The organism is Nocardia alni (assembly GCF_019038435.1).
GTDB classification, from domain to species: Bacteria; Actinomycetota; Actinomycetes; order Mycobacteriales; family Mycobacteriaceae; genus Nocardia; species Nocardia alni.
On record NZ_JAGPOX010000029.1, the window covers coordinates 48,686 to 73,003 of the forward strand.

Below are 24,318 nucleotides of genomic sequence, written 5' to 3' on the forward strand. Positions count from 1 at the left end.
TAATCGACCCTTCGAGTAAGTGGTGTCCACCGTAACGACGACAATGCCCCGGAGCACCCTGTTATCGGGTGATCCGAGGCATTGCCGGTAGTGCTGTGGGGGTGTACGCAGCTCAGCCGCGAACGACCTTGCCCGCCTTCAGGCAGGAGGTGCAGACGTTCATCCGGCGGGTGTTGCCGGGCGCGACCTGCGCACGAACGGTCTGGATGTTCGGGTTCCAGCGACGGTTGGTGCGCCGGTGCGAGTGCGAAACCGACTTACCGAAGCCGGGGCCCTTGGCGCAGACGTCGCAGACGGCAGCCATAGTCGCGAGCTCCTTCATGTCATGTGGGGACCACCGCCCTTACGGGTCGGCCTGTCCGGAAACCTGTAGTCAATGCCTGCCAACGAGACCGCTGGCGAACGCAGCCGAACAACCGGCCGCGAGAGGCAACCCCGCAAGAGTAGCTGTCGCCGATGATCGATGTCCAATCGCCTGCGGGGGGCACGTTCGCTGGTGGCGGACAGCATCGGTCGGTGCGGTTGCTGTCGGTGCGGTTGATTAGGCTGGCGTGCGGGATCTGGCGGTGGTTTGCCGCCCAGGTCGATGTGATGATCGCGACATCGCGGCGGAAGGATGGTGACGGTGCCCGGGGTCCGGGAGGTGCTCGATGGAGCTGGGCTGGTGCTGTGGGGGGAGCTCTGTCTGGCTGGGCTCGAGCGGCATTGTGACGAGATCAATGCGCTGAACGTATTCCCGATCGCCGACGCCGACACCGGAACCAACCTGCTCGCCACCATGCGGGCCGCCGTCGTCGCGGCGCGGATCACGGTCGATCGGTCGACGAGCGGCGACGGGACAGCGGAGCGACCGGACGTCGGCCGCGATGATCGGCAGGACGCGCCGCGGGGCGATCGGGATACGGTCGACGGTCGCGATGCCGTGTCGGCGGGCGTGATCGCGGGGGCGATGGCTCGGGCGGCGACGGCAGGGGCGCGGGGGAATTCCGGGATCATCTTGTCGCAGGTGTTGCGTGGGGTCGCCGATGCCGCGCAGGCGGGACCGCTGACCGCGCTGTCGCTGCGTGAGGCGCTGCGCCGGGCCGCGACTCTGGTGCGGGAGGCGCTGAGCGATCCGGTCGAGGGCACGATGCTCACGGTGCTGGACGCGGCGGCCCACCGAGCGGCGGACTGTCCGGAATCGGAGTTGGCCGAGGTGGCGCGTGCGGCTGCCGACGGCGCGGTGAAGGCGCTGGGCGATACCCCCTCGCAGTTGGGCGTGCTGCGCGCGGCCGGGGTGGTGGACGCGGGGGCGCGCGGACTGTTGGTGCTGCTGGACGCGCTGGTTGCCGTGATTACGGGGCAGACGCCGGCTCGTGAGGAGTACCGGGCCGCGGGGGCGTCGAGGACCGGGCGCACCGAGGGGGAGTCGGCATACGGTGATGTCTCCGTCCGGCGTGACGAGGATTCCGTCTCCGAAATCGCTGGTCATACTTCCGCATCGTTCAGTGCCGCCTGCGATCACGGGCGCGCACCGGCCGACCCGGTTGTGCTCGCGAGAGAAGCCGACGCACCGCGGATGCCGCAGTACGAGGTGATGTATCTGCTGTCCGAAACCGACACGGCCCGTGCCGGCGACCTGCGCGATCGTCTTGCACGCCTGGGTGATTCGGTGGTCGTCGTCGGGGACGGCGCGGGCGTCTGGTCGGCGCACGTGCACTGCGCTGATGCGGGTGCGGCGGTGGAGGCCGGGCTGGCGGCGGGCACGCTGAGTGAGATTCGCATCGAGGGGCTGACGGTGCGTGTGCAGTCGGCGTCGGGCGGTGCTGATCGTGGGATTCTCGTGGTGGCCGCCGGGGAGGGGGCGGTGCGGCTGTTCGAAGACGCCGGCGCCACGGTGCTGGACGGCTCGGCTTTCGACGTCACCGCCGAGACCCTGCTCGCGGCGATCCGGCGCATGCCGAATCGTGAGGTCCTGGTGCTGCCGAACGGCGCGCTGGGTGCGCACGAACTGGTCGCGGTCGGTGTGGCCGCGCGCGGCGGGATCGGCGCGAATGCCTCGCGCGATGTGCTGATGCTGCCCAGCGGGTCGATGGTGCAGGGGCTGGCCGCGCTGGCCGTGCACGACGGCGGCCGGATCGCCGTCGACGACGCGTTCGCCATGTCCGAGTCGGCCGCCGGGATGCGCTGGGGCGCACTGCGGGTCGCTCGCGAGCGCGCGCTGACCATCGTCGGCACCTGCGCGCGCGGTGACGGTCTCGGGCTGGTCGGCAACGACGTCGTGGTCATCGACCCGGATCCGCGCGCGGCCGCCCGCATTCTGCTGGACCGCATGCTCGGCCTGGGCGGCGAGCTGGTAACCCTGCTGCTGGGCGCCGACGCGCCCGACGGGATCGGCCCGGAACTGACCGCGCACATCACCGCGGAGTTTCCCGGGGTCGAGGTCGTCGTCTACGGCGGCGGCCAGCCCGTGGACCTGGTACAGATCGGGGTCGAATAACCATGGCGACGTTGCGTGACCGCCTGGACCACGTGCTCGGTGTCAAGGCCGCCGAGCAGCTGGTCGACGCGTTCGATATGCACACGGTCGAGGATCTGCTGCGGCACTATCCGTTGCGTTACGCCACGCAGGGCCAGCCGCTGACCGAGGAGGCCCCCGAGGAGGGCGCGCACCTCACCCTAGTGGGCACGGTCACCAAAACCGAGCTGCGGCCCATGAAGAACCGCCGCGGCCGCCTGCTGAAGGTGGACTTCGACACCGGCTCGGCCAAGCCCGTGGAGATCACCTTCTTCAACGGCGACAAGGTGAGCTATCTGGTGAAACAAGGTGTGCGCGCGATGATGTCGGGCACCGTGCACTGGTGGCGGCCGGACCGCTGGAATCTGTCGCATCCCTCATACCTGATCCTGCCCGAGGCAGGTGAGACGGTGGAGAACCTCACCGCGGTGCGTGGCAGCGGCGATCTGCGCGGTCTGGCGAACAGCGCCAAAGGCGCGGAGGGCGTGGATGTCTCGTTCTTCGAGCGGGAGTACATCCCGGTCTATCCGGCCACGGCCAAGGTGCAGAGCTGGGATGTGCTGGCCTGCGTGCGGCAGGTGCTCGACCAGCTCGATCCGATCGATGACCCACTGCCGCAGGATCTTCGCCAGGATCGCGGACTGCTCGCGGCGTCCGACGCACTGCGCCTGATCCATCTGCCCGAGCACAAGTCCGATATCGAACAGGCCAGGGAGCGCCTGCGTTTCGACGAGGCGCTGGCGTTGCAGCTGGTGCTCGCCGAGCGCAGGCACGACGCCGCGGGGCGTATCGCGCGGGCGTGCAAGCCCCGAACCGACGGTATCGCCGCGGATTTCGACGAGCGCCTGCCGTTCGAGCTGACTGCCGGGCAGAAGCAGGTGATCGCCGAAATCTCCGGGGACCTCTCACGCCCGCATCCGATGCACCGGCTGTTGCAGGGTGAGGTCGGCTCGGGCAAGACCATTGCCGCGCTGCACGCGATGCTCCAGGTAGTCGACGCCGGCCAGCAGTGCGCGTTGCTGGCACCGACCGAAGTGCTTGCCGCCCAGCACTATCGCTCGCTGTCCGGCATGCTCGGCGACCTGGGCGCCGCCGGGGAACTGGGCGCCGCGGACAACGCCACGAAAATAGTGCTGGTGACCGGGTCGATGTCGGCGGGCGCGAAGAAGGCGGCGCTGCTGGACGCGATGACCGGCGAGGCCGGGATCGTGATCGGCACGCACGCGCTGATCCAGGACTCGGTCGAGTTCTTCGACCTGGGCATGGTGATCGTCGACGAACAGCACCGCTTCGGCGTCGAGCAACGAGACGCGTTGCGCGCCAAGGCCAAGGGCGGCGCGAGCCCGCATCTGCTGGTGATGACCGCGACCCCGATTCCACGCACCATCGCCATGACCACGCTCGGCGATCTGGAAACCTCGACGCTGACCGAACTGCCCCGTGGTCGCTCACCGATCGCCACCAGGGTCGTGCCCGCCAAGATGCATCCGAGCTGGGTGGACCGGGCCTGGGAGCGGATCCGCGAGGAGGTCGCCGCGGGGCGGCAGGCGTATGTGGTGTGCTCGCGCATCGGCGAGGAAGAGGAGAACGGAAAAGGCAAGGGGCGCAAGGGTAAATCGGAGGAGGAGAAGGAGGGACCGACCACCCACGCGGCCAAGGACGTCTTCGAGACGCTGAGTGCCGGTGCGCTGTCCGAGCTTCGGGTAGGGCTGCTGCACGGCCGCCTGCCCAGTGACGAGAAGGACGCGGTGATGCGCGCGTTCAACGCCGGCGAGATCGACGTGCTGATCTGCACGACGGTCGTCGAGGTCGGCGTGGATGTGCCCAATGCGACGGTCATGGTGATCGTGGACGCCGATCGCTTCGGCGTCAGCCAATTGCACCAGCTGCGTGGGCGGGTCGGGCGCGGTAAGCATCCCGGTCTGTGCCTGCTGATCACCGAGACCTCCCCGATGGGCGGCGCGATGGCCCGGCTGGAAGCCGTCGCGGGCACCCTCGACGGCTTCGAGCTGTCGGTGCTCGATCTGCGCCAGCGCCGCGAGGGCGATGTGCTGGGCTCGGCCCAGTCCGGCACGGCCCGCAGCCTGCGCCTGCTGTCGCTGCTGGACGACCTCGAGGTGATCACCGCGGCCCAGGAACTGGCCCGGGAGGTCGTCGAGGCGGACCCGGGGCTGAAGAAGCATCCGGGCCTGGCGACGATGATGCACGCGGCGGTGGACGGCGAGCGTCTGGAGTACCTGGCCAAGTCCTAGCGGTCACATCACGCGCGCTGAGCGCCCTCCGGCCACACAATCTCCACCGGCAAACCGCGCTCCCGCGCCAACGCAACCACGCTGCCGGTGCCACTACGCTCGCCAGCCTGCCCGTCCCACACGGCGATCAACCGATCACAGGACCCGACCACAGCCTCATTCGCGGCCTCGTACGCTTCCACGCCGGCCTCGTCGAAGTCCATCACCCGCACGGTGTCCGCCCGCTTCAGCAACTCATCGAACACCGGCGCGTGATCTGGCTTCACCTTCCGCTCCCGGTAGTTCCGCGAGGGCAGCACAACTTCCAACCGGCCGCCTGCATCGAGCACGGCCTGAGCGAACACCGAATCAGCTCCCCGGGCAATGCAACTCACTCCGACCACGTCGTCGGCCTGACCCGCCGCGGTGATCTGCCGGGTGATCTCCGCGTACACCAGCGGTGCCGTATCCGCGGTGAGGTTCATGTGTCCGGTCACACCGATTCGCACGGTTTCGACTCCTCTACCTCGTTGCGTCAACCATTGGCCGGATCCGTTCGCGCATTTCCGCGACCTTGCCGACCTGTGCCAGCTGCCCGGTCCGGTCGTACACCTTCCGGAGCTTCTTACGTACCCGGTCGGTCTTGCCGACCGTATCCAACGCGTCGAACTGGAAACTTGTCGGTGGTCGGTGGGATCCTGCTTCGGGATCTCGATTCGGCGGGGGCGAACGGCAGTGAGTGTGAAGGAGCGTGGGAGTTCCGTGGTTGCGATTGATTTCGGACGGGCGCGCAGGGTGTCGCTGCCGTGGGTTTTCGCGCGGGTGCCGGTCTGGCAGGGGGTCGGCGGGATGCCGCCGACGCTGCTGGTGCTGGCGGGGATCGTCAGCGTGCAGATCGGCGCGGCGCTGGCTACCGAGCTGTTCGCGGCGACCGGGCCCGCCGGGGCGGTGAGCCTGCGGCTGTTCTTCTCCGGCGGTGTGCTGCTGGTGCTGTGGCGGTCCTCCCTGCGGATCGAGCGCCGGGCGTTGCCGGTGGTGCTCGGCTACGGGGCGGTTCTGTCGCTGATGAATCTGTCCTTCTACGAGGCGATCGACCGGATCCCGCTCGGTATGGCGGTGACGATCGAATTCCTCGGCCCGCTGGCGGTCGCGCTGGCCGGTTCGCGGCGGTGGGTCGACCCGGTCTGGGCGGTGCTGGCCGGTGGTGGCGTTTTACTGCTGACCAGGTCCGCGGGGCATGTGCCGTGGACGGGGGTGCTGTTCGCGCTCGGTGCGGCGGTGGGCTGGGCCTTGTACATCCTGTTGGGTGCGCGCCTCGGCGAGAAGACCAGCGGTGGTGGCGGACTGGCGCTGGGCATGGCCTTCGGCGGGGTGCTCATGGCCCCGGTCGGCATTGCGGGTGCGGGCACGGCCCTGTTGCATCCGGGGGTGCTGGCGGCCGGATTCGGCGTCGCGATGCTGTCCTCGGTGGTGCCGTACTCCGTCGAGCTGGAGGCGCTGCGCCGGATCCCGCCCCGGGTGTTCGGGGTGCTCATGAGCCTCGAACCCGCCGTCGCGGCCGTCGCCGGGCTGACCGTGCTGAGCCAGGCGATGAATCTGCCGCAGTGGGCGGGGATCGCCTGTGTGGTCGCGGCCTCGGCCGGTGCGACCCGGACCGGCCGGGTCGAACCCTGACGGGTTCGCCCAGGTAACGCAGCGGCGTTGTGAATGATCTATGCAATATCTGGAAATGCCATTCTCATGAGGAGGTAACCGAGTTACTCTCGGTGGTACCCAGAGTTGAGGAAGGCATCCACGATGGCACTGCAGTCGGTATTGGACGAGATTCGCAAGCGCCCCGGCAAGGGCGAGGTCATTCCGGTCATCGATCCGGTGACGGAGGAGCAGATCACCGAATTCACCGATTGCGGGGAGCAGGCCGTCGACGACGCCGTGGCGCGCGCACGGTCGTCCTTCGAGGCGGGAGCCTGGCACGGCATGGCCGCGCGCGAGCGAGCGAAGATCATGTGGCGCATCGCCGATCTGATGGACGAGCACACCGACGAGCTGGCCCAGCTCGATTCGCTGAATACCGGGATGCCGCTGGCACAGGCCAAGATGATCGTCCCCAGCTGCGCCGAATTCTTCCGCTACTACGCCGGGTGGTGCACCAAACTCAACGGCACCGCGCACGAGGTGCAGATGCAGGGCGGGGTGTCGGGCACGTTCGCCGAGATGCACGCCTACACCCTCAAGGAGCCATACGGCGTTGTGGGGCTGATCTTCCCGTGGAACGGGCCGGTCTTCAACGCGTGCGGCAAGATCGCGCCCGCCCTGGCCGCGGGATGCAGCAGTGTCGTCAAACCGGCCGAGGAAACGCCGCTGTCGGCCGTGCTCCTCGAGAAGATCATCGCCGAGGCCGGCGTGCCCGACGGTGTGGTGAACCTCCTGCTCGGATACGGCCACACCGCAGGGGCCGCGCTGACCGCGCATCCTGATGTGGAGAAGATCGCCTTCACCGGCTCGACCGAGGTCGGTAAGCACATCGTGCAGGCCGCGTCCGGGAATCTGAAGAAGGTCATGCTGGAACTCGGCGGGAAGTCGCCGGTGCTGATCTACGACGACGCCGATCTGAACATGGCGATCATGATGGCGGCGATGGGCATCTTCGTGCACTCCGGCCAGGGCTGCGTGTGCGGCTCGCGGATCTTCGTCCAGCGCGGTGTCTACGACCAGGTCGTGGAAGGTATCGCGACGATCGCGAATTCGCTGAAGCTGGGCGGCCCGCAGGAGGAGGGCAGCAATATCGGCCCGCTCATCAGCCAGAAGCAGCTCACGCGCGTGATGGGCTTCATCGACGAGGGTAAGCGGGACGGCGTCGAGGTGGTCACCGGTGGCCATCGGCTCGACCGGCGCGGATATTTCGTCCACCCGACCGTGCTCACCAACGTCGATCCGGCCATGCGGCTCTACCAGCAGGAGATCTTCGGCCCGGTGGTGACGATCCTGCCGTTCGATGACGACGACGAGGCCGTGGCAATGGCCAACGACTCGACCTACGGGCTGGCCGCCACGGTCTGGACCACGAACCTCGCCCGCGCGCATCGCCTCGCGAAGCGACTGCAGGCAGGGACGGTAACACTCAACTGCCAGTTGGTCTTCGATCACGACGTGCCGTTCGGCGGGTACAAGCAGTCCGGCTGGGGCCACGAGTTCGGTCACTCGGGCGTCGACGCCTACCTGCAGACGAAATCGGTGTGGGCTCAGCTCTAGTCGGCTAGCCCGTCGCGCGCGGGTAAGGGAGGTCGATCGAGGTGGTTTCGGTGACCGCCAGGGGCCGGCCGATCTGCGGGAAGGCGCGTTGCGGACAGGAGGAGCGCTCGCAGACCTTGCAGCCCGCCCCGATCGGGACCGCGGCGGTAGGGTCGTCCAGCTGTAGGCCGCTCGAATACGCCAGGCGGTCGGCGTATTCGATATCGCAGCCCAGCCCGATCGCGAATTCCTTGCTCGCCGTGCCGAACCCGCGCGACGACGGGGTGGTGGTGCGCGCGACCCACAGGTAGCGGCGCCCGTCCGGCATGGACGCGACCTGGGTCAGCACCCGGCCGGGATTCGCGAACGCCTCGTGCACCACCCACAGCGGGCAGCTGCCGCCGACGCGGGAGAAGTGGAATGCGGTGGCGGACTGGCGTTTGGAGATATTGCCCGCGCGGTCGGTGCGCACGAAGAAGAAGGGAACCCCGCGCTGCCCCTGCCGCTGCAACGTGCTCAGGCGGTGGCACACGGTCTCGAAACCCACCTCGAAACGCAGGCCGAGCAGGTCGATGTCGTAGTGCAACTCCTCGGCCGAGCGCAGGAACTTCCCGTACGGCAGGACCAGCGCGCCGGCGAAGTAGTTGGCCAGCCCGACCCGCGCCAGCGCGCGCGATTCACCGGAGAGGGATGGCGTCCCGGCCAGTATCTCGTCCAGCATCGGGCCGTACAGCAGAAAGCCCAGCGTGGTGGCGATCTGGAAGGCGCGCTGCCCGGGCCGCAGCCGCCGGGCCAGGGTGAGGGTGCGGGTCTCGGGATCGTAGTGGCGCTTGGGGATTCCCGGATCGGCGCCGTCGCCGCGCACCAGTACGGTCACCCGTGCTCGCTCCTCTGCGACCCGGGCCAGTTGACGGTCCAGTGAGCCGATGGTCAGGCCGGACTCCTCGAACAGGTGCTCGGCGGCCAGGTCCAGCTGCGCGATGTGATTGTGGTGATCGTAGAAGAAGTCGCGCACATCCTCGTACGGCATCGGCACGCCGGGCGCGCCGGTCGGCGTGGCGACCTTGGAGGACAACAGATCCAACTGGTCGGTGGCCGCGCGCAGGCGCCGGTGCATGCCGACGATGGTCTTGGCGACCTCGGGCAGCCGCGTGGCCAGATCCTCCACCTCGGCGGCCGGGGGCGCGGTGCCGCCCGCGGCCTCGACCAGCACCTCGTGCAGGTCCGATACCAGGCGCGCGTCGGAATCGGCGGCGAAGAACTGCACGTCCAGGTCGAAGGTCGAATTCAGCTTCAGCAGAACCGGAATGGTCAGGGGGCGCTGATCACGCTCGAGCTGGTTGAGATAGCTGGGCGACAACTCGAGGGACTTGGCCAGGGCTGCCTGGGTCATCCGACGTTCCTCGCGCAATCGCCGTAGTCGGGCACCCGCATACATCTTGCGCACGTGGTGATGGTACCCACAGGGCTTCGCAATCATTGCAGTACGGTCGTTGCTGTCGTGAAAAATCTGATACTGCGAGGTACTTCGGGTAGTGCTACCGATGCGTAGCATGCGAAGGATGATCATGTTGGACGGGTCTGCCGCATGTCGGAGCGGCGGTGGCGGCCGACTCGTCGCGCGAGGTTTCCGGGGAAGTAGCGGAGATCAACTCTGGGCACCCGGGTTGACGTCTGCGCGGCAATGGCAATCTCACCATTGCACGCTATGGTTGGTGAGCGGGTGGGCGCTGATCTCACCGAACGCGGTGTCGTCCGGTGATCACTCCAGACCCGTTCGCCGGGAACGGTTTTCGGCCCGCTGCCAGGGGATCTGCAACTGGACAAACGGCCAAAAGTATGCAGGGATCATAAAAGCGCATGCCCGGAGCCGAAAGTGAAAGAAATACGCAAAATTCGCAGTCCGGCAGGTATGTATTGGCAATTGAGTGTAAATTCGCATTCGATTTTCGACCGCCCCTGACCGGCATGTACGGTTATCGAATGTTCTCCAAAGTACTGGTCGCCAATCGCGGGGAAATCGCCATCCGAGCGTTCCGTGCCGCCTACGAACTCGGTGTCGGGACAGTCGCGGTGTTCCCCTACGAGGATCGTAACTCGGTGCATCGGCTCAAGGCCGACGAGGCATACCAGATCGGTGTTCCCGGCCACCCGGTGCGGGCGTATCTGTCGATCGAGGAGATCATCAAGGCCGCCAGGACCGCCGGCGCCGACGCGGTATACCCCGGCTACGGCTTCCTGTCGGAGAACCCGGATCTGGCCGCGGCGTGCGCCCGCGAGGGCATCACTTTCATCGGCCCCGCGTCCGACGTGCTGGAACTGACCGGTAACAAGGCGCGCGCGATCGCGGCCGCCCGCGAGGCCGGGCTGCCCGTGCTGAACTCCAGCGCGCCCTCGGCGGACGTGGACGAGTTGGTGGCAGCCTCCGAGGCGATGCACTTCCCGGTCTTCGTCAAGGCCGTCGCGGGTGGCGGCGGGCGCGGAATGCGCCGGGTCGCCGAGCCCGCGCAGCTGCGTGAGTCGATCGAGGCCGCGATGCGTGAGGCGGAGTCGGCGTTCGGGGATGCGACGGTGTTCCTGGAGCAGGCGGTGATCAATCCTCGTCATATCGAGGTGCAGATCCTGGCTGATCAACAGGGCAACGTCATGCATTTGTTCGAGCGGGATTGTTCGTTGCAGCGGCGGCATCAGAAGGTGATCGAGTTGGCGCCGGCGCCGAATCTGGATCCCGCGCTGCGGGAGCGGATTTGTGGCGACGCGGTGGCTTTTGCCCGCCAGATCGGGTACAGCTGCGCGGGCACCGTGGAATTCCTGCTGGACGAGCGCGGCAATCACGTGTTCATCGAGATGAATCCGCGAATCCAGGTGGAGCACACGGTGACCGAGGAGATCACCGATGTGGATCTGGTGCAGGCGCAGCTGCGGATCGCGGCCGGTGAGACCCTGGACGATCTGGGCCTGAGCCAGGAATCGGTCAGCATCCGGGGCGCGGCCCTGCAGTGCCGGATCACCACCGAGGATCCGGCCAACGGCTTCCGGCCCGACACCGGCCGCATCACCGCCTACCGCAGCCCGGGCGGCAGCGGCATCCGCCTGGACGGCGGAGCCAACCTCGGTGCGGAGGTCGCCGCGCACTTCGACTCGATGCTCGTCAAACTCACCTGCCGCGGGCGGGATTTCGACGCCGCCGTGGCGCGGGCCCGGCGTGCGGTGGCGGAGTTCCGGATTCGCGGCGTGTCGACGAATATCCCGTTCCTGCAAGCGGTACTGGACGATCCGGATTTCCGGGCCGGGCGGATCACCACCTCGTTCATCGACGAGCGCCCACATCTGATGACCCAGCGCGGCTCCGCGGACCGCGGCACCAAGATCCTGAGCTACCTGGCCGATATCACGGTCAACAAGCCGCACGGTGCGCGGCCGACCGCGGTCTACCCGCACGACAAGCTGCCCGCGCTGGACCTGAGCACGCAGCCGCCCGACGGTTCGCGCCAGCGGCTGTTGCGTTCGGGCCCAGAGGCTTTCGCGCAGGCGCTGCGGCAGCAGCGGGCGATCGCCGTCACCGACACCACCTTCCGTGACGCGCATCAGTCGCTGCTGGCGACCCGCGTGCGGACCGACAGTCTGCTGCAGGTCGCCGGGCATGTGGCGCGGATGACGCCGGAGCTGCTGTCGATCGAATGCTGGGGCGGCGCGACGTACGATGTGGCGCTGCGGTTCCTGCACGAGGATCCGTGGGAGCGCCTGGCCGCGCTGCGCGAGGCGGTTCCCAACATCTGTCTGCAGATGCTGCTGCGCGGGCGCAACACTGTCGGGTACACGCCGTATCCGGAACAGGTCACGCGCGCGTTCGTCGCCGAGGCGACCGCGACAGGTATCGATATCTTCCGCATCTTCGACGCGCTCAACAATGTCGACCAGATGCGGCCGGCCATCGATGCGGTGCGCGAAACGGGTACGGCCGTGGCCGAAGTCGCGATGAGCTACACCGGTGATCTGTCCAACCCGGACGAGAACCTCTACACGCTGGACTACTACCTCAAGCTCGCCGAGCAGATCGTCGACGCGGGCGCGCACGTCATCGGCATCAAGGATATGGCCGGGCTGCTGCGCGCACCCGCGGCGCACACCCTGGTGACCGCGCTGCGTGAGAACTTCGATCTGCCCGTGCACGTGCATACCCACGATACTCCGGGCGGGCAGTTGGCTACGTATTTGGCTGCGTGGCAGGCCGGAGCGGATGCGGTGGACGGTGCGTCGGCGCCGATGGCGGGCACCACCTCTCAGCCCGCGCTGTCGGCGATTGTTGCGGCGGCGGCGAATTCACCGTACGACAGCGGTTTGAACCTGCGGAACGTCTGCGATCTGGAGCCGTACTGGGAGGCGTTGCGGAAGGTGTACGCGCCGTTCGAGTCCGGGCTGCCGGGGCCGACGGGGCGGGTGTACGAGCACGAGATTCCGGGTGGGCAGTTGTCGAATCTGCGGCAGCAGGCCATTGCTTTGGGGCTGGGTGACCGGTTCGAAGAGGTCGAGGCGAAGTACGCGGCGGCGGATCGGTTGCTGGGCCGGCTGGTGAAGGTGACGCCGTCCTCGAAGGTGGTCGGCGATCTAGCGTTGTCGTTGGTGGGTTCGGGTATTTCGGTGGATGATTTCGCTGCGGATCCGGCTCGTTTCGACATTCCGGACTCGGTGATCGGTTTCCTGCGTGGGGAACTGGGCACACCAGCGGGTGGCTGGCCCGAACCGTTCCGTACCCGGGCGCTGGAGGGTCGCGGTCCGGCCAAGCCCGAGACGTCGCTGTCCGCAAAGGAATCCGCGGCGCTGAACGGCGACCCCGCGCAGCGGCGGGATACGCTGAACCGCTTGCTGTTCCCCGGTCCGACCGCTGAATTCACCGCGCACCAGGAGAAATTCGGCGACACCTCGGGTCTGTCGGCCAACCAGTTCTTCTACGGCCTGCGGCACGGCGAGGAACATCGAGTACAGCTCGAGAAGGGCGTCACGCTGCTGATCGGGCTAGAGGCCATCTCCGAGCCCGACGAGCGCGGTATGCGCACGGTGATGTGCATCCTGAACGGCCAGCTGCGGCCGATCACGGTGCGCGACCGCTCGATCGCCAGCGAGGTCCCCACCGCTGAGAAGGCCGATCGCTCCAATCCCGGTCATATCGCCGCGCCATTTGCGGGTGCGGTGACGCTGTCCGTGTCCGAGGGCGACACCATCGCCGCCGGCGACACCATCGGCACCATCGAGGCGATGAAGATGGAGGCCGCCATCACCGCGCCCCGCGCCGGAACCGTCGCGCGCATCGCGATCGGCAAGGTACAGCAGGTCGAGGGTGGAGATCTGCTGGTGGACGTGCGTCTGAACGAGACCGCGGCGGAGTGAACGGAACACAGTCGGTCCTGCGGACAGTGTTGGCCGGGACGCTCCGGTCCAGGGTGGGCGCGCTGGTGCGTCCCGTAGGTACGAGCAGATGACCCGTATCGTCGCCGGGGTCGTGGGCGGGCGGCGGCTGCGGGTGCCGCCCGCCGGGACTCGCCCCACGTCGGACCGGGTGCGTGAGGCGCTGTTCAGCATGCTGTGCGCCCGAATGGATTTCGGTGGCATCCGGGTGCTCGACCTGTACGCGGGATCGGGTGCGCTCGGCCTCGAGGCGTTGTCCCGCGGGGCAGCCCACGCCCTGCTGGTCGAATCCGATCGCAAGGCCGCCGCGGTGGTGCGTGGCAATATCACCGATCTCGCGCTGCCCGGCGCCGAATTGCGGCTGGGCACGGTGTCTTCCACGCTTGCCGGTGGGACGGGTGAACCCTACGACCTGGTGCTCTCCGATCCGCCGTACGCCCTGGATGGCGCCGATATCGTCGCCGACCTGAACGCCATGGCCGGTAACGGCTGGCTGCATCGGGGCGCGCTGGTCGTCCTCGAGCGATCTACCCGCTCTCCAGAAACCGACTGGCCCAAGGAGTTTTCCCCGGACAAGCCGCGCCGCTACGGCGAAACCCGCATCGAGACGGCCGACTACGAATCGTGAGCGAAATTCCGATGCGCAGGCCCCTGGGCCTGGTCGGGCTCGCCCTGGCGATCGTGGGCTGCGTCGGACATCGGCGGGGTAAACCGCTGGCCGTGATAGGTGTGGTTCCGTCGGTCCTCGTGACGCTGTTCGGCCTGGCCATACTCGTGAATATGGCGACACGATGACAGCGAAACTCCCGGCGTGGACAACCCTCAGCGCAGTGCGGCTGCGGCGGTCGCCGCGATGGTCTCGGCGACCGCGGTGAGGGCAGGGGAGTCCAGTCGCCACTGTTGCCAATACAGGGCGACATCGATATACAGGGCCTCGTCGATGCGGACCAATTCTTGGGCGTACCGGGCCGTCTCGGACTGCAGGTCGGGCAGCATGCCCCAGCCCAGACCCAGGCGTACAGCCTCGGCGTAGCCGGAGGTCGCCGGGATGTAGTGGCGGGGCGGGTTCACCGGGCGGCGGGTGCGGTGGCGCATCAGGCGGTCCTGCAACTCGTCCTTGCGGTCGAACATCACTACCGGGGCCGCCGCGAAGGCCCGCGCGGTCGCGCCGTCCGGGAACCAGGTGTGGACGAACTTCGCAGCGCCCATCGGCCGGTACCGCATCGCGCCCAGACGTCGCACCGAGCAGCCGGGTACCGGCTCGGCGGTGGCGGTGATCGCCGCCATGACCGTGCCGTCGCGCAGCAGCCGGGTGGTGTATTCCTCGTCCTCGCGGTGAATTTCGTAGCAGACGCCGGCCGCGCCGCGACCCAGCGCGGGCATCACCCAGGTCTCCAGTGAGTCGGCGTTGACGGCGATCGGAATGCGCACGGGCCTGCGGTCCACGGCGTCGGCGTCATCGGATTCCGCTGTGCCGAAGCCGAGTTCGCGCGCGGTATCGCCGGTGAGCAACTCGATCTGCCGGGCCAGCCGCAGCACGGCCAGTCCGGATTCGGTGGGCCGCACCGGTTTCGTGCGTTGCAGCAGAATCCGGCCCACCGCGCCCTCGAGCGCCTTGATCCGCTGGCTGACCGCCGAGGGGGTGACGCGCAGATGCCGGGCCGCGGCCTCGAGGGTGCCCTCGGCCACCGCGGCGTCGAGCGCGCGAAGCTGATCCAGCTGGAGATCCATATTAAGAGATTATAATGATAGTTGAAAAACATTAGCTGGTCTGCTTCGGGATGCCGTCCTAGCGTTGATCCCGTGAATGTGGAATCGGCCGCGGTGGCGGCCCTGTCCGGCCTGGGTTTCGGGTTCTCTCTGATTGTGGTGATCGGTGCGCAGAATGCGTTCGTGCTGCGGCAGGGGATCCGCCGGGAGCATGTGCTGGCCGTCGTCGCGGTGTGCGCGCTGTCGGACGTGGTGCTGATCACGGCGGGCGTGGCCGGGCTCGGCGTGGTGATTCACTCGGCCCCTATGGTTCTGGTGGTGGCCCGCTACGCCGGGGCCGCGTTCCTGCTCGGGTACGGGGTATTGGCAGCGCGCCGGGCGGCCGCACCTACGGCCCTCGCCGATAAGTCGGGCGAGGCCTCGGTGGCGCTCGGTGCGACCGTGCTCACCTGTCTGGCTCTGACCTGGCTGAACCCGCACGTATACCTGGACACCGTGGTCCTGCTGGGCTCGTTCGCCAGCACCTACGCGGGTCCGAACCGCTGGTTCCTGGCACTGGGCGCGATGACGGGCAGCATCGCGTGGTTCTTCACCCTCGGCTACGGCGCTCGCCTGCTCGGCCCGCTGTTCGCTCGCCGAACCGCCTGGCGGGTACTGGATTCCGGCATCGCGCTGATCATGCTTACGCTCGGACTGGTGCTGCTGCTGAAGTCCTGACGGGCGCGCCGACACGCGCTCAGGACTGGGCGAAGGCGAGTAACCGTTCCAGGGGCCAGGTGTTGATGACGCGGTCCGGGTCGACTCCGTTCGCCAGGGCGCGGGCGCATCCGTAACTCTGCCAATCCAATTGGCCGGGGGCGTGGGCGTCGGTGTCGATGGAGAAGTGGCAGTCCATGTCGACGGCCAGGCGAATCAGGCGGCTGGGTGGGTCGCGGCGTTCGGGGCGGCTGTTGATCTCAACGGCGGTGCCGTAGCGGCGGCAGGCTTCGAAGACCACCTCGGCGTCGAATTCCGATTCCGGGCGGGTGCCGCGTTCACCCTCCACGAGCCGTCCGGTGCAGTGGCCGAGGATGTCCACGTGTGGGTTCGCCACCGCGTACACCATGCGCTTGGTCATCGTCGCGCTGTCGGCCCGTAGATGCGAATGGACGCTGGCCACAACGATATCCAGCTCGGCCAGCAGATCCTCGCGCTGATCGAGGGCGCCGTCGTCGAGGATGTCGACCTCGATGGCGGTGAGGATCCGGAACGGCGCCAACTGCTCGTTCAGCTCGGCGACCAGGTCCAGCTGGCGGCGCAGCCGGTCGGCGGACAGGCCGTTGGCGACGGTCAGGCGCGGCGAATGATCGGTCAGCGCACAGTATTCGTGGCCCAGCACCATCGCGGTGCGCATCATCTCCTCGATCGGCGCACCGCCGTCGGACCAGTTCGAGTGGGTGTGCAGATCGCCGCGCAGCAGGGTGCGCAGTGCGGCGCCCTCCGGCGCGATCGGCTGTGCGGCCGAACGCAGTTCGCTCAACTTCTCGGGCACCTGCCCGGCGCAGGCCTGCGCGATGACGGCGGCGGTCTTCGGGCCGATGCCCGAAATATCCTGCCATTTCCCGGATTCGCGGATTTCGGCGTACCGCTCGTCGGACAGGGCGGCCACGGCGTCGGCGGCCCGTCGATAGGCCTTGACCCGATGCGACTGCGCCCGCTGGCGTTCCATCCAGAACGCGATCTCCCGCAGTGCCGCAACCGGATCCGTCATCGCTACGGTCGCGGTCTGGGCTGACAGCGGGGACAGGAGTAGGACGAGCGGTTCATGAACTTCTCCCGGCGGATCGGCGCGCCGCAGCGGCGGCACGGTTCGTCCTCACGACCGTAGGCGGCCAAGGAGCGCTCGAAATAGCCGGATTGGCCGTTCACATTGACGTACAGCGCGTCGAAGGAGGTACCGCCCGCGCTCAGCGCCTCCGACATCACCGTGCGCACCCCGCCGAGCAGACCGTGCAGGGCCGGGCGGGTGAGCTTGGCGGCGAGGCGCTCACCGTGGATCCGCGCACGCCACAGGGCCTCGTCGGCGTAGATGTTGCCGATACCCGAGACCACGGTCTGGTCCAGCAGGACGCGCTTGATATCCGTCTGCTTGGCGCGCAACACCCGCACCACGGCGTCGGCGTCGAAACGCGGGTCCAGGGGATCGCGGGCGATATGCGCGACGGCCAGGGGCACCTCGGTACCGTCGACCTCGACGAGCGGATACAGCGCCCACCCGCCGAAGGTGCGTTGATCGACGAAGCGCAGCTGCGCGCCGGTATCGAGGGTGGCGACGATATGCGCGTGCTTCTCCAGTGGCGCGTCGCCGGGCTGCACCAGCATCTGCCCGCTCATGCCGAGGTGGACCACCAGCGAGGTGCCGGGATCGTCGAAGGTCAGCCAGAGGAATTTGCCGCGCCGCTGGGCGGACTCGACCCGCAGCCCGGAGAGCTGTGCGGACAGATCATCCCCGCCGGGCACATGTCGACGCACCGAGCGGGGATGTTTCACCGTGACGGATTCGATTGTGCGGCCGACCACATGCTCGGCCAGGCCGCGCCTGACGACCTCGACCTCGGGAAGTTCGGGCATTACCCCTCGTTCAGGGCTTGCCAGGCGGCGCCGGCTGCCTTCTGTTCGGCTTCCTTCTTCGACCGGCCGATACCCTTGCCGTAGGCCTGACCACCGATCACCGCTGTCGCGGTGAACTCCTTGTCGTGGTCGGGGCCGGTCGAGGTGATCTCGTAGGCGGGCACGCCGATGCCACGCTCGGCGGTCAGCTCCTGCAGACTCGTCTTCCAGTCCAGTCCGGCGCCCATGCGGGGACCGCGCTCGAGCAGGTCGGCGAACAGGCGCAGCACGACGCCGCGCGCGACCTCGATGCCGTGCTCGAGATGGACCGCGCCGAGCAGAGACTCCATGCCGTCGGCCAGAATGCTCGGCTTGTCGCGGCCGCCCGTCATCTCCTCGCCCTTGCCGAGCAGCAGATGACGGCCCAGACCGCCCTCACCGAGTTTGCGGGCGACCTCGGCCAGGGCATGCATATTGACCACGCTGGCGCGCAGCTTGGCCAGCTCACCCTCGGACTTGTGCGGATGCTCGAGATACAGGCGTTCGGTGATGCTCAGACCGAGCACCGAATCACCCAGGAACTCCAGGCGTTCGTTGGTGGGCAGGCCACCGTTCTCGTACGCGAAAGACCGATGGGTGAGGGCCAGCCGTAGCAGATCCTTGTTCACATCGACGCCCAGCGCCCCGAGCAGGCTCGTATGGTCGGCGAACTCACCCACTGCGGGTGCGTCCGCGCCGTCCTTACCGGCGGTCACGGTTGCCCTGCCCTGCTCATCAGACTGCGGCTGTGACCTGGCGGCCCTTGTACGTACCGCAGCTCGGGCACGCGATGTGCGGCAGGGTCTTCTGGCCGCACGCCCGGTTGGGGCAGGTGATCAGGGTCGGCGCGGTGGCCTTCCACTGGCTGCGCCGCGAGCGGGTGTTGGCACGAGACATCCGGCGCTTCGGAACGGCCACGACTACTTCTCCTCTGTTTTCGGACTTGCCGGGCCAGTCGGCCCACAAGAAACCTGTCTACGTCTAATTGAGCTCGGCGGCGGTGCCACCGGTGCCAGGGGACTCGACCGAAAATTTGGCAAGCCCGGCCCAGCGAGGGTCCAGTATCTCATGCCCGTGATCGGAACCCGCAATCGCCATCCGCACACCGCATTCGGAGCACAATCCGGGGCAGTCCGGCTCACAGAGCGGCTGCAGCGGAAGTTCCAGGCCGATGGCGTCCACGATCACCGGTTCCAGGTCGATCATGTCGTCGATCAGGCGGTGGATCTCGTCCTCGTCGGTGGTCTGCTCGGTGGCGCTGTCCGGATAGGCGAACAGCTCCGTGATCTGTAACTCGATCTCGTCGGTGAACGATTCGAGGCAGCGCGAGCATTCCCCCGCCACCGGCGCGGTCGCCGATCCGATGACCAGCACCCCCTCCGACACCGACTGCAACGTGAGATCCAGCCGGACCTCGGAACCGGCCGGGACGGCGATCAAGTCCAGCCCGATCTTGTCCGGCACGGTCACCGTGCGCTGCAGGGTTTTCATCGACCCCGGCTTGCGACCGAGGCTGCGGGTGTCCAGCACGAAGCCCGCGTCGATCAGGCGACGACGCGAACCGGAACCGGAGTCGGCGGGCATGAATGAACTCACTTCACGTGTAGGGGCTGGACGGGCAACCACTCTACGATACGCGACCTGCGGAGACGATTCAAAATGGAGGGTCTACCGGCGGAATTCGCCCGCGTAGTCCGGCACGCCCGTGCCCGTGCGCAGTTGGTGACGGCCCCGGCCTACCGTGCGCAGGGCGTTGTGCAGGGTCTCCTCGAAGTCGGCGAGTTTTCCGTCGACGTACCGGTCGCAGTCCTCGCGTAGCCGGTCGGCGTCGGCCTGGGCGGAGTCGATCAGCCGCGCCGACTCGGCGTGTGCGGCCCGCACCACCTCGGTCTGCTGCACCAGCCGGTCCTGTTCGGACAGGCCCTCGGCGACCGACCGTTCGTAGGAGGACTGACCGGCCGCGATCATCCGCTCCGAGTCGCTGCGGGCCCGCCCTGTCAGCGCCTCGTATTCGGCCTTGCCCTCGGCGACGACGCGGTCGGCCTCGGCGGTGGCGGTGGCGACGAGGTGGTCGGCGTGGGCGCGGGCCTCGGCCACCATGCGGTCGGCGTGGGCCTTGGCGTCGGCCAGCAGGCGGTCGGCCTCGTCGCGGGCGGCGGTGACGGTCTGCTCGGCCTGGGCGTTCGCGCCGTTCACCGTGGTGTCGGCGGCGCCACGGGCATCGTCGACGATCTTGTCGCGCAGGTCGAGCACATCTTGCGCGTCGTCCAGTTCGCCCGGGATGGCCTCGCGCACGTCGTCCAGGAGTTCGAGCACCTCGCCACGCGGAATGATGCAGTTGCGGGTCGGGGGGATGCCGCGCGCCTCTTCGACGATCGCGACCATCTCGTCCAGGGCTTCGAATACGCGGTACATCTGGTTACCCCACTTTCCTGCCGACCTGCCACGGCGAACACATGCCGTTGTTAGCCAGTGTGCCTCTCGGTACCGCGTACCCGGGGTTCACACACGGTGTGTCGGGCGGGTGTTTCCAATGCCACACAATCAAGTGGAGGAAATCTCTCCGGTTGGTGATAGATTTGTCTACCGAGCGGTAAATTGGCCGGACTGTGTGTTCGGGGTGTTGATCGGATATGTGCATGGTGTCGTATATGGCCCATCCGGGCGGGGAGGTGAATCCCGAGTCCGAGTCCGATGGCACCACCGCTCCCCGGATCCCGGTGGCCGGGGTGCGTGGCGCCCTCGGACGTCTCGGCGTCTACTTGCGCGGAGATCGCTGGCTCGCCCAGTTGATCCGGTTCGCCCTGGTCGGCGGTTTCAGCAACATCGGCTACTTCCTGTTGTTCATGGCCTTCTATGGCAGCGGCCCGCAACTGGCCAATCTCACCGGTTCGGTGGTGAGCACCGCCCTGGCAAACGAACTGCATCGTCGCCTGACCTTCCATGCCGCGGATCGGGTCGGTTGGTTCACCGCGCAGATCGAGGGCGGCGGGCTGGCCCTGGCAGGGCTGGGCATCACGTCGGCCGCGCTGGCGCTGCTCGACGTCCTCGTCCCGCATATCGGCGGCGCTCCGGACGCGATCGCGGTCATCCTCGTCACCGCCGTCGTCGGCACCTTCCGGTTTCTCGGCTTGCGCCTGTGGGTGTTTCAGTCCGGTCATACTGTTAGCGTTCGATCATGGCTGGTGCACTCTGCCCGGGATCGTTCGATCCGGTAACCAATGGTCATCTCGACGTCTTCACGCGCGTAGCGGCGCAATTCGACGAGGTCGTGGTGACAGTGATGGTCAACAAGAACAAGCAGGGCATGTTCAGCGTGGACGAGCGCATCGAGATGTTGCGTGAGGTCACCGCGGATCTGCCCAACGTGCGCGTGGAATCCTGGTACGGGCTGACGGTCGACTTCGCCCGGGAGCAGGGGATCACCGCCATCGTCAAGGGGGTGCGCGATGTCGGCGACCTCGGCTACGAGATGCAGATGGCGCAGATGAACAACAAGCTGTCGGGCGTCGACACGTACTTCATCGCCACCAATCCGGTGTACAGCTATCTGTCCAGCTCCCTGGTCAAGGAGGTCGCGACGTTCGGTGGCGATGTCACCGGCATGCTCCCGCCCACGGTGCACAAGCGACTGCTGGAGCGCATCGCGGAACGCCGGGCCTAATCGCCTGTCGCCGGAATCCGATGGGGCACGAAAGTCGAGCTGTCGTCGGTGATCAGGCCGGGGGTCTCGCGGATGCCCAAGCCCGCGGCGGCATCACCGACGATCCACGCGCCCAGTACCGGGCGCATGCCGTCGAAATCCGGTAGGGGATCGAGCAACTGGTAGACGTAGCCCTCCTCGCCGTAGACGCCGCCGGTGGCGGTTTCCAGGCCCGCGCCGACGATCGTCATATTGGCGCCCTCGCGGCCGAGCTTGGGCTTGCGGATGTACTCGGTCAGCTCGTGCGGGTCATCGATGTAGGCGGGCAACAGATTCGGGTGGCCGGGGTACATCTCCCACAGCACCGCGAGCAGGGCCTTGTTCGACAGCAACGCCTTCCACAGCGGTTCGATCCACATCGTCTGCGGCAGTGAGCCGACGACCTGCTTGCCGAAATCGTCGTCCAGGGCCCATTCCCAGGGGTACAGCTTGAAGATCGCGTCGATCGGCGCCTCGGCCAGATCCACGAAGCGTTCGAGTTCGGTATCCCAGCCGATCTCCTCGATCGGCAGTGCGACCGTGTCGAATCCGGCCTCGGCGGCGGTCTCCTGCATATAGGCGGTGGTGACGTTGTCCTCACCGCTGGCGTCGGCCGAGGACCAGCTGAAGTGCAGGTCGCTCGTCGGCAGGTTCTTGCGAATCTCACCCCAGCGTTCGACGAGTTTCTCGTGCAACGAATTCCATTGATCGTCGCCGGAGTGCGCATCGGTGAGCCAGTGCCACTGCACGATCGCCGCCTCCAGCAGCGAGGTCGGCGTATCGGCGTTGTACTCCAGCAGTTTCGCCGGGCCGCTCCCGTCGTAGCGCAGATCGAAGCGCCCGTATACATACGGGTCGTTACGACGCCACGATTCGGTGATCGGGCCCCAACTCCATTGTGGCAGGCCGAAATCGGCGAATCGCTCGGTCAGCACGACCTGTTCGGCCGCGTGCAGGCACATGGTGTGCAGCACCTCGACCTGTGCCTCCAGCGCGAGGATCTCGTCCAGATCGAAGGTGTAGTGCACCGATTCGTCCCAGTACGGCCGCGGGCGCCCGTCGACCTCGCGCCCGGGTGAGCCGAACACCAGGCCCTGATCGGCGATGGTCCGCTGCCAGTTCGCTCGCGGAGTGCCGCGTACTCGGCGCATCCTAGGACCGCCCCGAGTGTCCGCCGCTGTGCGAGCCGAGCCCGCCGCGAATCACGGTGCCGCTCCTGGTCGATACGCGTGCGTGCGACGGCTCGGAGAAGCTGCCGCCGACCGGCGTGCGGCCCATGCTGTTGGTGCCGCCGTAGTAGTACCGGTACTGGTGGCCGTTGAAGAAGAAGATGGCCGGCAGCCCGCTGTGGAACACGCCGGTACGGGTGGCGTAATCCTGCGCGGCCACACAGTCGTTGTCGTTGACGACGGTCTGCTGATTGTTGTCGTCGGTGACGCAGTAGGCCGTGACGTCCTGGGCGGTGTTTTCGTATGCCAGATATCCCGCGCCCACCACCGCGGCAACCCCGACGACCGCCGCGCCGCCGATGAGCGTGCGCTTGCGTCGCTTGCGCTTGGCCTCGTACGCCGCCGCGGCGGCCTGCTCGGCTTCCTCGGCACGCTTGCGGGCCTTGTCCCTGGCCCGCGCCTCGGCCACCGTCGGCGGGCGGGGCTGGGTGACGCCGGGTTCCTGGAACCGGATGCTGCCCTGGGGGTGATCGGCAGGGGGATAGACCGTGCCGCCGACATCCGGGGTCTGGGGCTCCGGATAGCCTAGACCTCCCAGCGGGCTCGGCGGGATGATGGGATCGGCCTGCTCCGATGGTTGCTGCCCCGGCATGGGCAGCGTCGGATTGGGTTGCGCGGTGAATTCACCTGCGCCGCCGGGGTTCTCGTCCTTGTTCATGCGGGTGGTCGGCTCATCGCCCTCGGGCCCGCCCGTCTCGTCGGGGTGGTAGGACCCCATACCCGGATGCTCCGTTGCCAACCGACCGACTCCTGCTAACGTTCCTCGAATCCCGAGAGCCCACCCTGGGCGGCCCCCCAGTCTTCCACAACCAGCTCTACCCGACCCGGTGTCGTACCGGAACGCAGCAGCCCGAGCAATTTCTCGCAACCCTCGCGCGGACCCTCCGCTATGACATGGACCCGGCCGTCGCGAGCGTTACGCGCCGAGCCGACCAGACCCAGTTCGAGCGCCCGGGACCGGGTCCACCAGCGAAAGCCCACACCCTGCACCTGCCCGTGCACCCACGCGCCGAGCCGGACGGTTTCGCTCACGAATCGACCTGGAACGACAAATTCACCGCCGACCCCGCCTTCAGCGTGCGCCCCACGGTGCACACCTTGTCGATGGCCCGCTGCACGGTCACCAGCAGCCGCTGTCGCCCGGCCTCGTCGAGCTCGGACAGGTCCAGTTCGATGATCTCGTTCAGCTCCGGGTAAACCTCGCTCTCCCGATCGGCGTCCCCGGACACACGAATGGTGGCGTCGTAGGTCTCACCCAGCCGGTTCGACAGTGGGAAATCGGAGCTCATCCCGGTGCAGGCGGCCAGTGCGATCTTGAGCAACTCACCGGGAGTGAACACCCCCGGCACCCCATCCGAGCCGATCAGCACCTCCGCCCCACGCGAACTGCGCCCGGTATAGCGCCGTGTCCCGGTCCGCTCGACCCACAGCGTGGTCGGCGCCTTCCCGGACGAGGAGGTTTGCCCAGCGGCGGCAGTAGAGGTCTTGTCAGCCATGTCTAAATCCTGCCATCAGCACATGCGCAGCGGCCAGGTGAGCCAGGCCACCACCCCGTGCGATGCCCGCCAACGTAACCACCGACGCGCCCAGCGGCGAACCGTCTCCGTACGCCGGAACCCCTAGGCGAAGGCAATAACAATGAGGTTTTCGGCGCGGCGCGTCGGTCGGGTACCGCTGCGTAGGCGACGAAGGAGCAAGCAGCGG

The 24,318-nt window shown here is 67.6% G+C and carries 24 protein-coding genes; 10 read left to right on the forward strand and 14 right to left on the reverse strand.

Going from position 1 to position 24,318, the window contains the following annotated elements:
• Positions 1–112: 112 nt before the first annotated feature.
• On the reverse strand, positions 113–304 hold the full coding sequence (gene rpmB / locus JZ791_RS13890) for a 50S ribosomal protein L28 (RefSeq protein WP_011210730.1): 192 nt from the start codon (positions 302–304) through the stop codon (positions 113–115).
• A 312-nt stretch (positions 305–616) separates the two neighbouring features.
• Here rpmB and JZ791_RS13895 point away from each other — a divergent pair, with 312 nt between their 5' ends.
• Both JZ791_RS13895 and recG read left to right on the forward strand, forming a co-directional pair.
• Positions 617–2,479 (forward strand): DAK2 domain-containing protein, encoded by a 1,863-nt coding sequence (locus JZ791_RS13895; protein WP_216894820.1) that lies wholly within the window; start codon positions 617–619, stop codon positions 2,477–2,479.
• Between the two features lie 2 nt (positions 2,480–2,481).
• Positions 2,482–4,749, forward strand: coding sequence for an ATP-dependent DNA helicase RecG (gene recG / locus JZ791_RS13900; protein ID WP_216894822.1), 2,268 nt, complete (start codon positions 2,482–2,484; stop codon positions 4,747–4,749).
• A gap of 8 nt (positions 4,750–4,757) precedes the next feature.
• Here recG and JZ791_RS13905 read toward each other — a convergent pair whose 3' ends face one another.
• On the reverse strand, positions 4,758–5,213 hold the full coding sequence (locus JZ791_RS13905) for a hypothetical protein (RefSeq protein ID WP_254205681.1): 456 nt from the start codon (positions 5,211–5,213) through the stop codon (positions 4,758–4,760).
• A 277-nt stretch (positions 5,214–5,490) separates the two neighbouring features.
• On the opposite strand from JZ791_RS13905, the gene JZ791_RS13910 reads away from it, so the two are divergent.
• Together JZ791_RS13910 and JZ791_RS13915 are read left to right on the forward strand one after the other, a co-directional pair.
• Positions 5,491–6,402: an EamA family transporter gene (locus tag JZ791_RS13910; protein WP_308162917.1), complete on the forward strand. Its 912-nt coding sequence runs from the start codon at positions 5,491–5,493 to the stop codon at positions 6,400–6,402.
• Between the two features lie 123 nt (positions 6,403–6,525).
• Entirely contained in the window at positions 6,526–7,980 is a 1,455-nt protein-coding gene (locus tag JZ791_RS13915) for an aldehyde dehydrogenase family protein (protein ID WP_216894826.1), read from the forward strand.
• 4 nt (positions 7,981–7,984) lie between these two features.
• On the opposite strand, the gene JZ791_RS13920 is transcribed toward JZ791_RS13915, so the two are convergent.
• Entirely contained in the window at positions 7,985–9,406 is a 1,422-nt protein-coding gene (locus JZ791_RS13920; RefSeq protein WP_216894828.1) for a short-chain fatty acyl-CoA regulator family protein, read from the reverse strand.
• A 536-nt stretch (positions 9,407–9,942) separates the two neighbouring features.
• On the opposite strand from JZ791_RS13920, the gene JZ791_RS13925 reads away from it, so the two are divergent.
• The 3 genes from JZ791_RS13925 (at position 9,943) to JZ791_RS13935 (ending at position 14,160) form a co-directional block, all read left to right on the forward strand.
• Positions 9,943–13,347 carry a pyruvate carboxylase gene (locus tag JZ791_RS13925; protein WP_216894830.1) on the forward strand — a complete coding sequence of 1,135 codons (3,405 nt, stop codon included), beginning with the start codon at positions 9,943–9,945 and terminating at the stop codon, positions 13,345–13,347.
• A gap of 88 nt (positions 13,348–13,435) precedes the next feature.
• Positions 13,436–13,993 (forward strand): 16S rRNA (guanine(966)-N(2))-methyltransferase RsmD, encoded by a 558-nt coding sequence (gene rsmD, locus JZ791_RS13930; RefSeq protein WP_216894832.1) that lies wholly within the window; start codon positions 13,436–13,438, stop codon positions 13,991–13,993.
• Complete coding sequence (locus JZ791_RS13935; protein ID WP_216894834.1) at positions 13,990–14,160, forward strand: hypothetical protein; 171 nt, start codon at positions 13,990–13,992, stop codon at positions 14,158–14,160. The genes rsmD and JZ791_RS13935 overlap by 4 nt, the downstream gene beginning before the upstream one ends.
• A gap of 27 nt (positions 14,161–14,187) precedes the next feature.
• Here JZ791_RS13935 and JZ791_RS13940 read toward each other — a convergent pair whose 3' ends face one another.
• Complete coding sequence (locus JZ791_RS13940) at positions 14,188–15,096, reverse strand: LysR family transcriptional regulator ArgP (RefSeq protein ID WP_216894836.1); 909 nt, start codon at positions 15,094–15,096, stop codon at positions 14,188–14,190.
• 72 nt (positions 15,097–15,168) lie between these two features.
• Between JZ791_RS13940 and JZ791_RS13945 the strand changes: the two genes are divergently transcribed.
• Positions 15,169–15,792: a LysE/ArgO family amino acid transporter gene (locus JZ791_RS13945; protein ID WP_216894838.1), complete on the forward strand. Its 624-nt coding sequence runs from the start codon at positions 15,169–15,171 to the stop codon at positions 15,790–15,792.
• A gap of 19 nt (positions 15,793–15,811) precedes the next feature.
• Here the strand turns inward: JZ791_RS13945 and JZ791_RS13950 are convergent, their stop codons facing one another.
• From JZ791_RS13950 to JZ791_RS13975, 6 genes are all read right to left on the reverse strand, one after another.
• Positions 15,812–16,825 (reverse strand): PHP domain-containing protein, encoded by a 1,014-nt coding sequence (locus JZ791_RS13950; RefSeq protein ID WP_216894840.1) that lies wholly within the window; start codon positions 16,823–16,825, stop codon positions 15,812–15,814.
• Positions 16,826–16,827: 2 nt separating this feature from the next.
• Complete coding sequence (gene mutM, locus JZ791_RS13955; protein ID WP_216894841.1) at positions 16,828–17,685, reverse strand: bifunctional DNA-formamidopyrimidine glycosylase/DNA-(apurinic or apyrimidinic site) lyase; 858 nt, start codon at positions 17,683–17,685, stop codon at positions 16,828–16,830.
• Positions 17,685–18,419: a ribonuclease III gene (gene rnc, locus JZ791_RS13960; protein ID WP_216894843.1), complete on the reverse strand. Its 735-nt coding sequence runs from the start codon at positions 18,417–18,419 to the stop codon at positions 17,685–17,687. The genes mutM and rnc overlap by 1 nt, the downstream gene beginning before the upstream one ends.
• Positions 18,420–18,438: 19 nt before the next feature.
• Positions 18,439–18,621, reverse strand: a complete 183-nt coding sequence (gene rpmF / locus JZ791_RS13965; RefSeq protein WP_216894845.1) for a 50S ribosomal protein L32 — start codon at positions 18,619–18,621, stop codon at positions 18,439–18,441.
• A gap of 63 nt (positions 18,622–18,684) precedes the next feature.
• The gene (locus JZ791_RS13970; protein WP_216894847.1) at positions 18,685–19,287 is read right to left on the reverse strand and encodes a YceD family protein; all 603 of its coding nucleotides are present in this window, start codon (positions 19,285–19,287) and stop codon (positions 18,685–18,687) included.
• An 84-nt stretch (positions 19,288–19,371) separates the two neighbouring features.
• Entirely contained in the window at positions 19,372–20,118 is a 747-nt protein-coding gene (locus tag JZ791_RS13975) for a DivIVA domain-containing protein (protein WP_216894849.1), read from the reverse strand.
• 224 nt (positions 20,119–20,342) lie between these two features.
• On the opposite strand from JZ791_RS13975, the gene JZ791_RS13980 reads away from it, so the two are divergent.
• Together JZ791_RS13980 and coaD are read left to right on the forward strand one after the other, a co-directional pair.
• Positions 20,343–20,921, forward strand: a complete 579-nt coding sequence (locus tag JZ791_RS13980; protein ID WP_254205683.1) for a GtrA family protein — start codon at positions 20,343–20,345, stop codon at positions 20,919–20,921.
• Positions 20,882–21,367: a pantetheine-phosphate adenylyltransferase gene (gene coaD, locus JZ791_RS13985; RefSeq protein ID WP_216894851.1), complete on the forward strand. Its 486-nt coding sequence runs from the start codon at positions 20,882–20,884 to the stop codon at positions 21,365–21,367. Before JZ791_RS13980 ends, coaD begins: the two co-directional genes overlap by 40 nt.
• Here the strand turns inward: coaD and JZ791_RS13990 are convergent.
• The 4 genes from JZ791_RS13990 to JZ791_RS14005 are packed head-to-tail and all read right to left on the reverse strand — an operon-like array spanning position 21,364 to position 24,110.
• The gene (locus JZ791_RS13990; RefSeq protein WP_216894853.1) at positions 21,364–22,536 is read right to left on the reverse strand and encodes a glutathionylspermidine synthase family protein; all 1,173 of its coding nucleotides are present in this window, start codon (positions 22,534–22,536) and stop codon (positions 21,364–21,366) included. The genes coaD and JZ791_RS13990 overlap by 4 nt on opposite strands.
• Position 22,537: 1 nt before the next feature.
• Positions 22,538–23,353, reverse strand: coding sequence for a hypothetical protein (locus JZ791_RS13995; protein ID WP_254205684.1), 816 nt, complete (start codon positions 23,351–23,353; stop codon positions 22,538–22,540).
• Between the two features lie 14 nt (positions 23,354–23,367).
• On the reverse strand, positions 23,368–23,646 hold the full coding sequence (locus tag JZ791_RS14000) for an acylphosphatase (protein ID WP_216894855.1): 279 nt from the start codon (positions 23,644–23,646) through the stop codon (positions 23,368–23,370).
• Complete coding sequence (locus JZ791_RS14005) at positions 23,643–24,110, reverse strand: OsmC family protein (RefSeq protein WP_216894857.1); 468 nt, start codon at positions 24,108–24,110, stop codon at positions 23,643–23,645. Before JZ791_RS14005 ends, JZ791_RS14000 begins: the two co-directional genes overlap by 4 nt.
• Between the last annotated feature and the right edge of the window lie 208 nt (positions 24,111–24,318).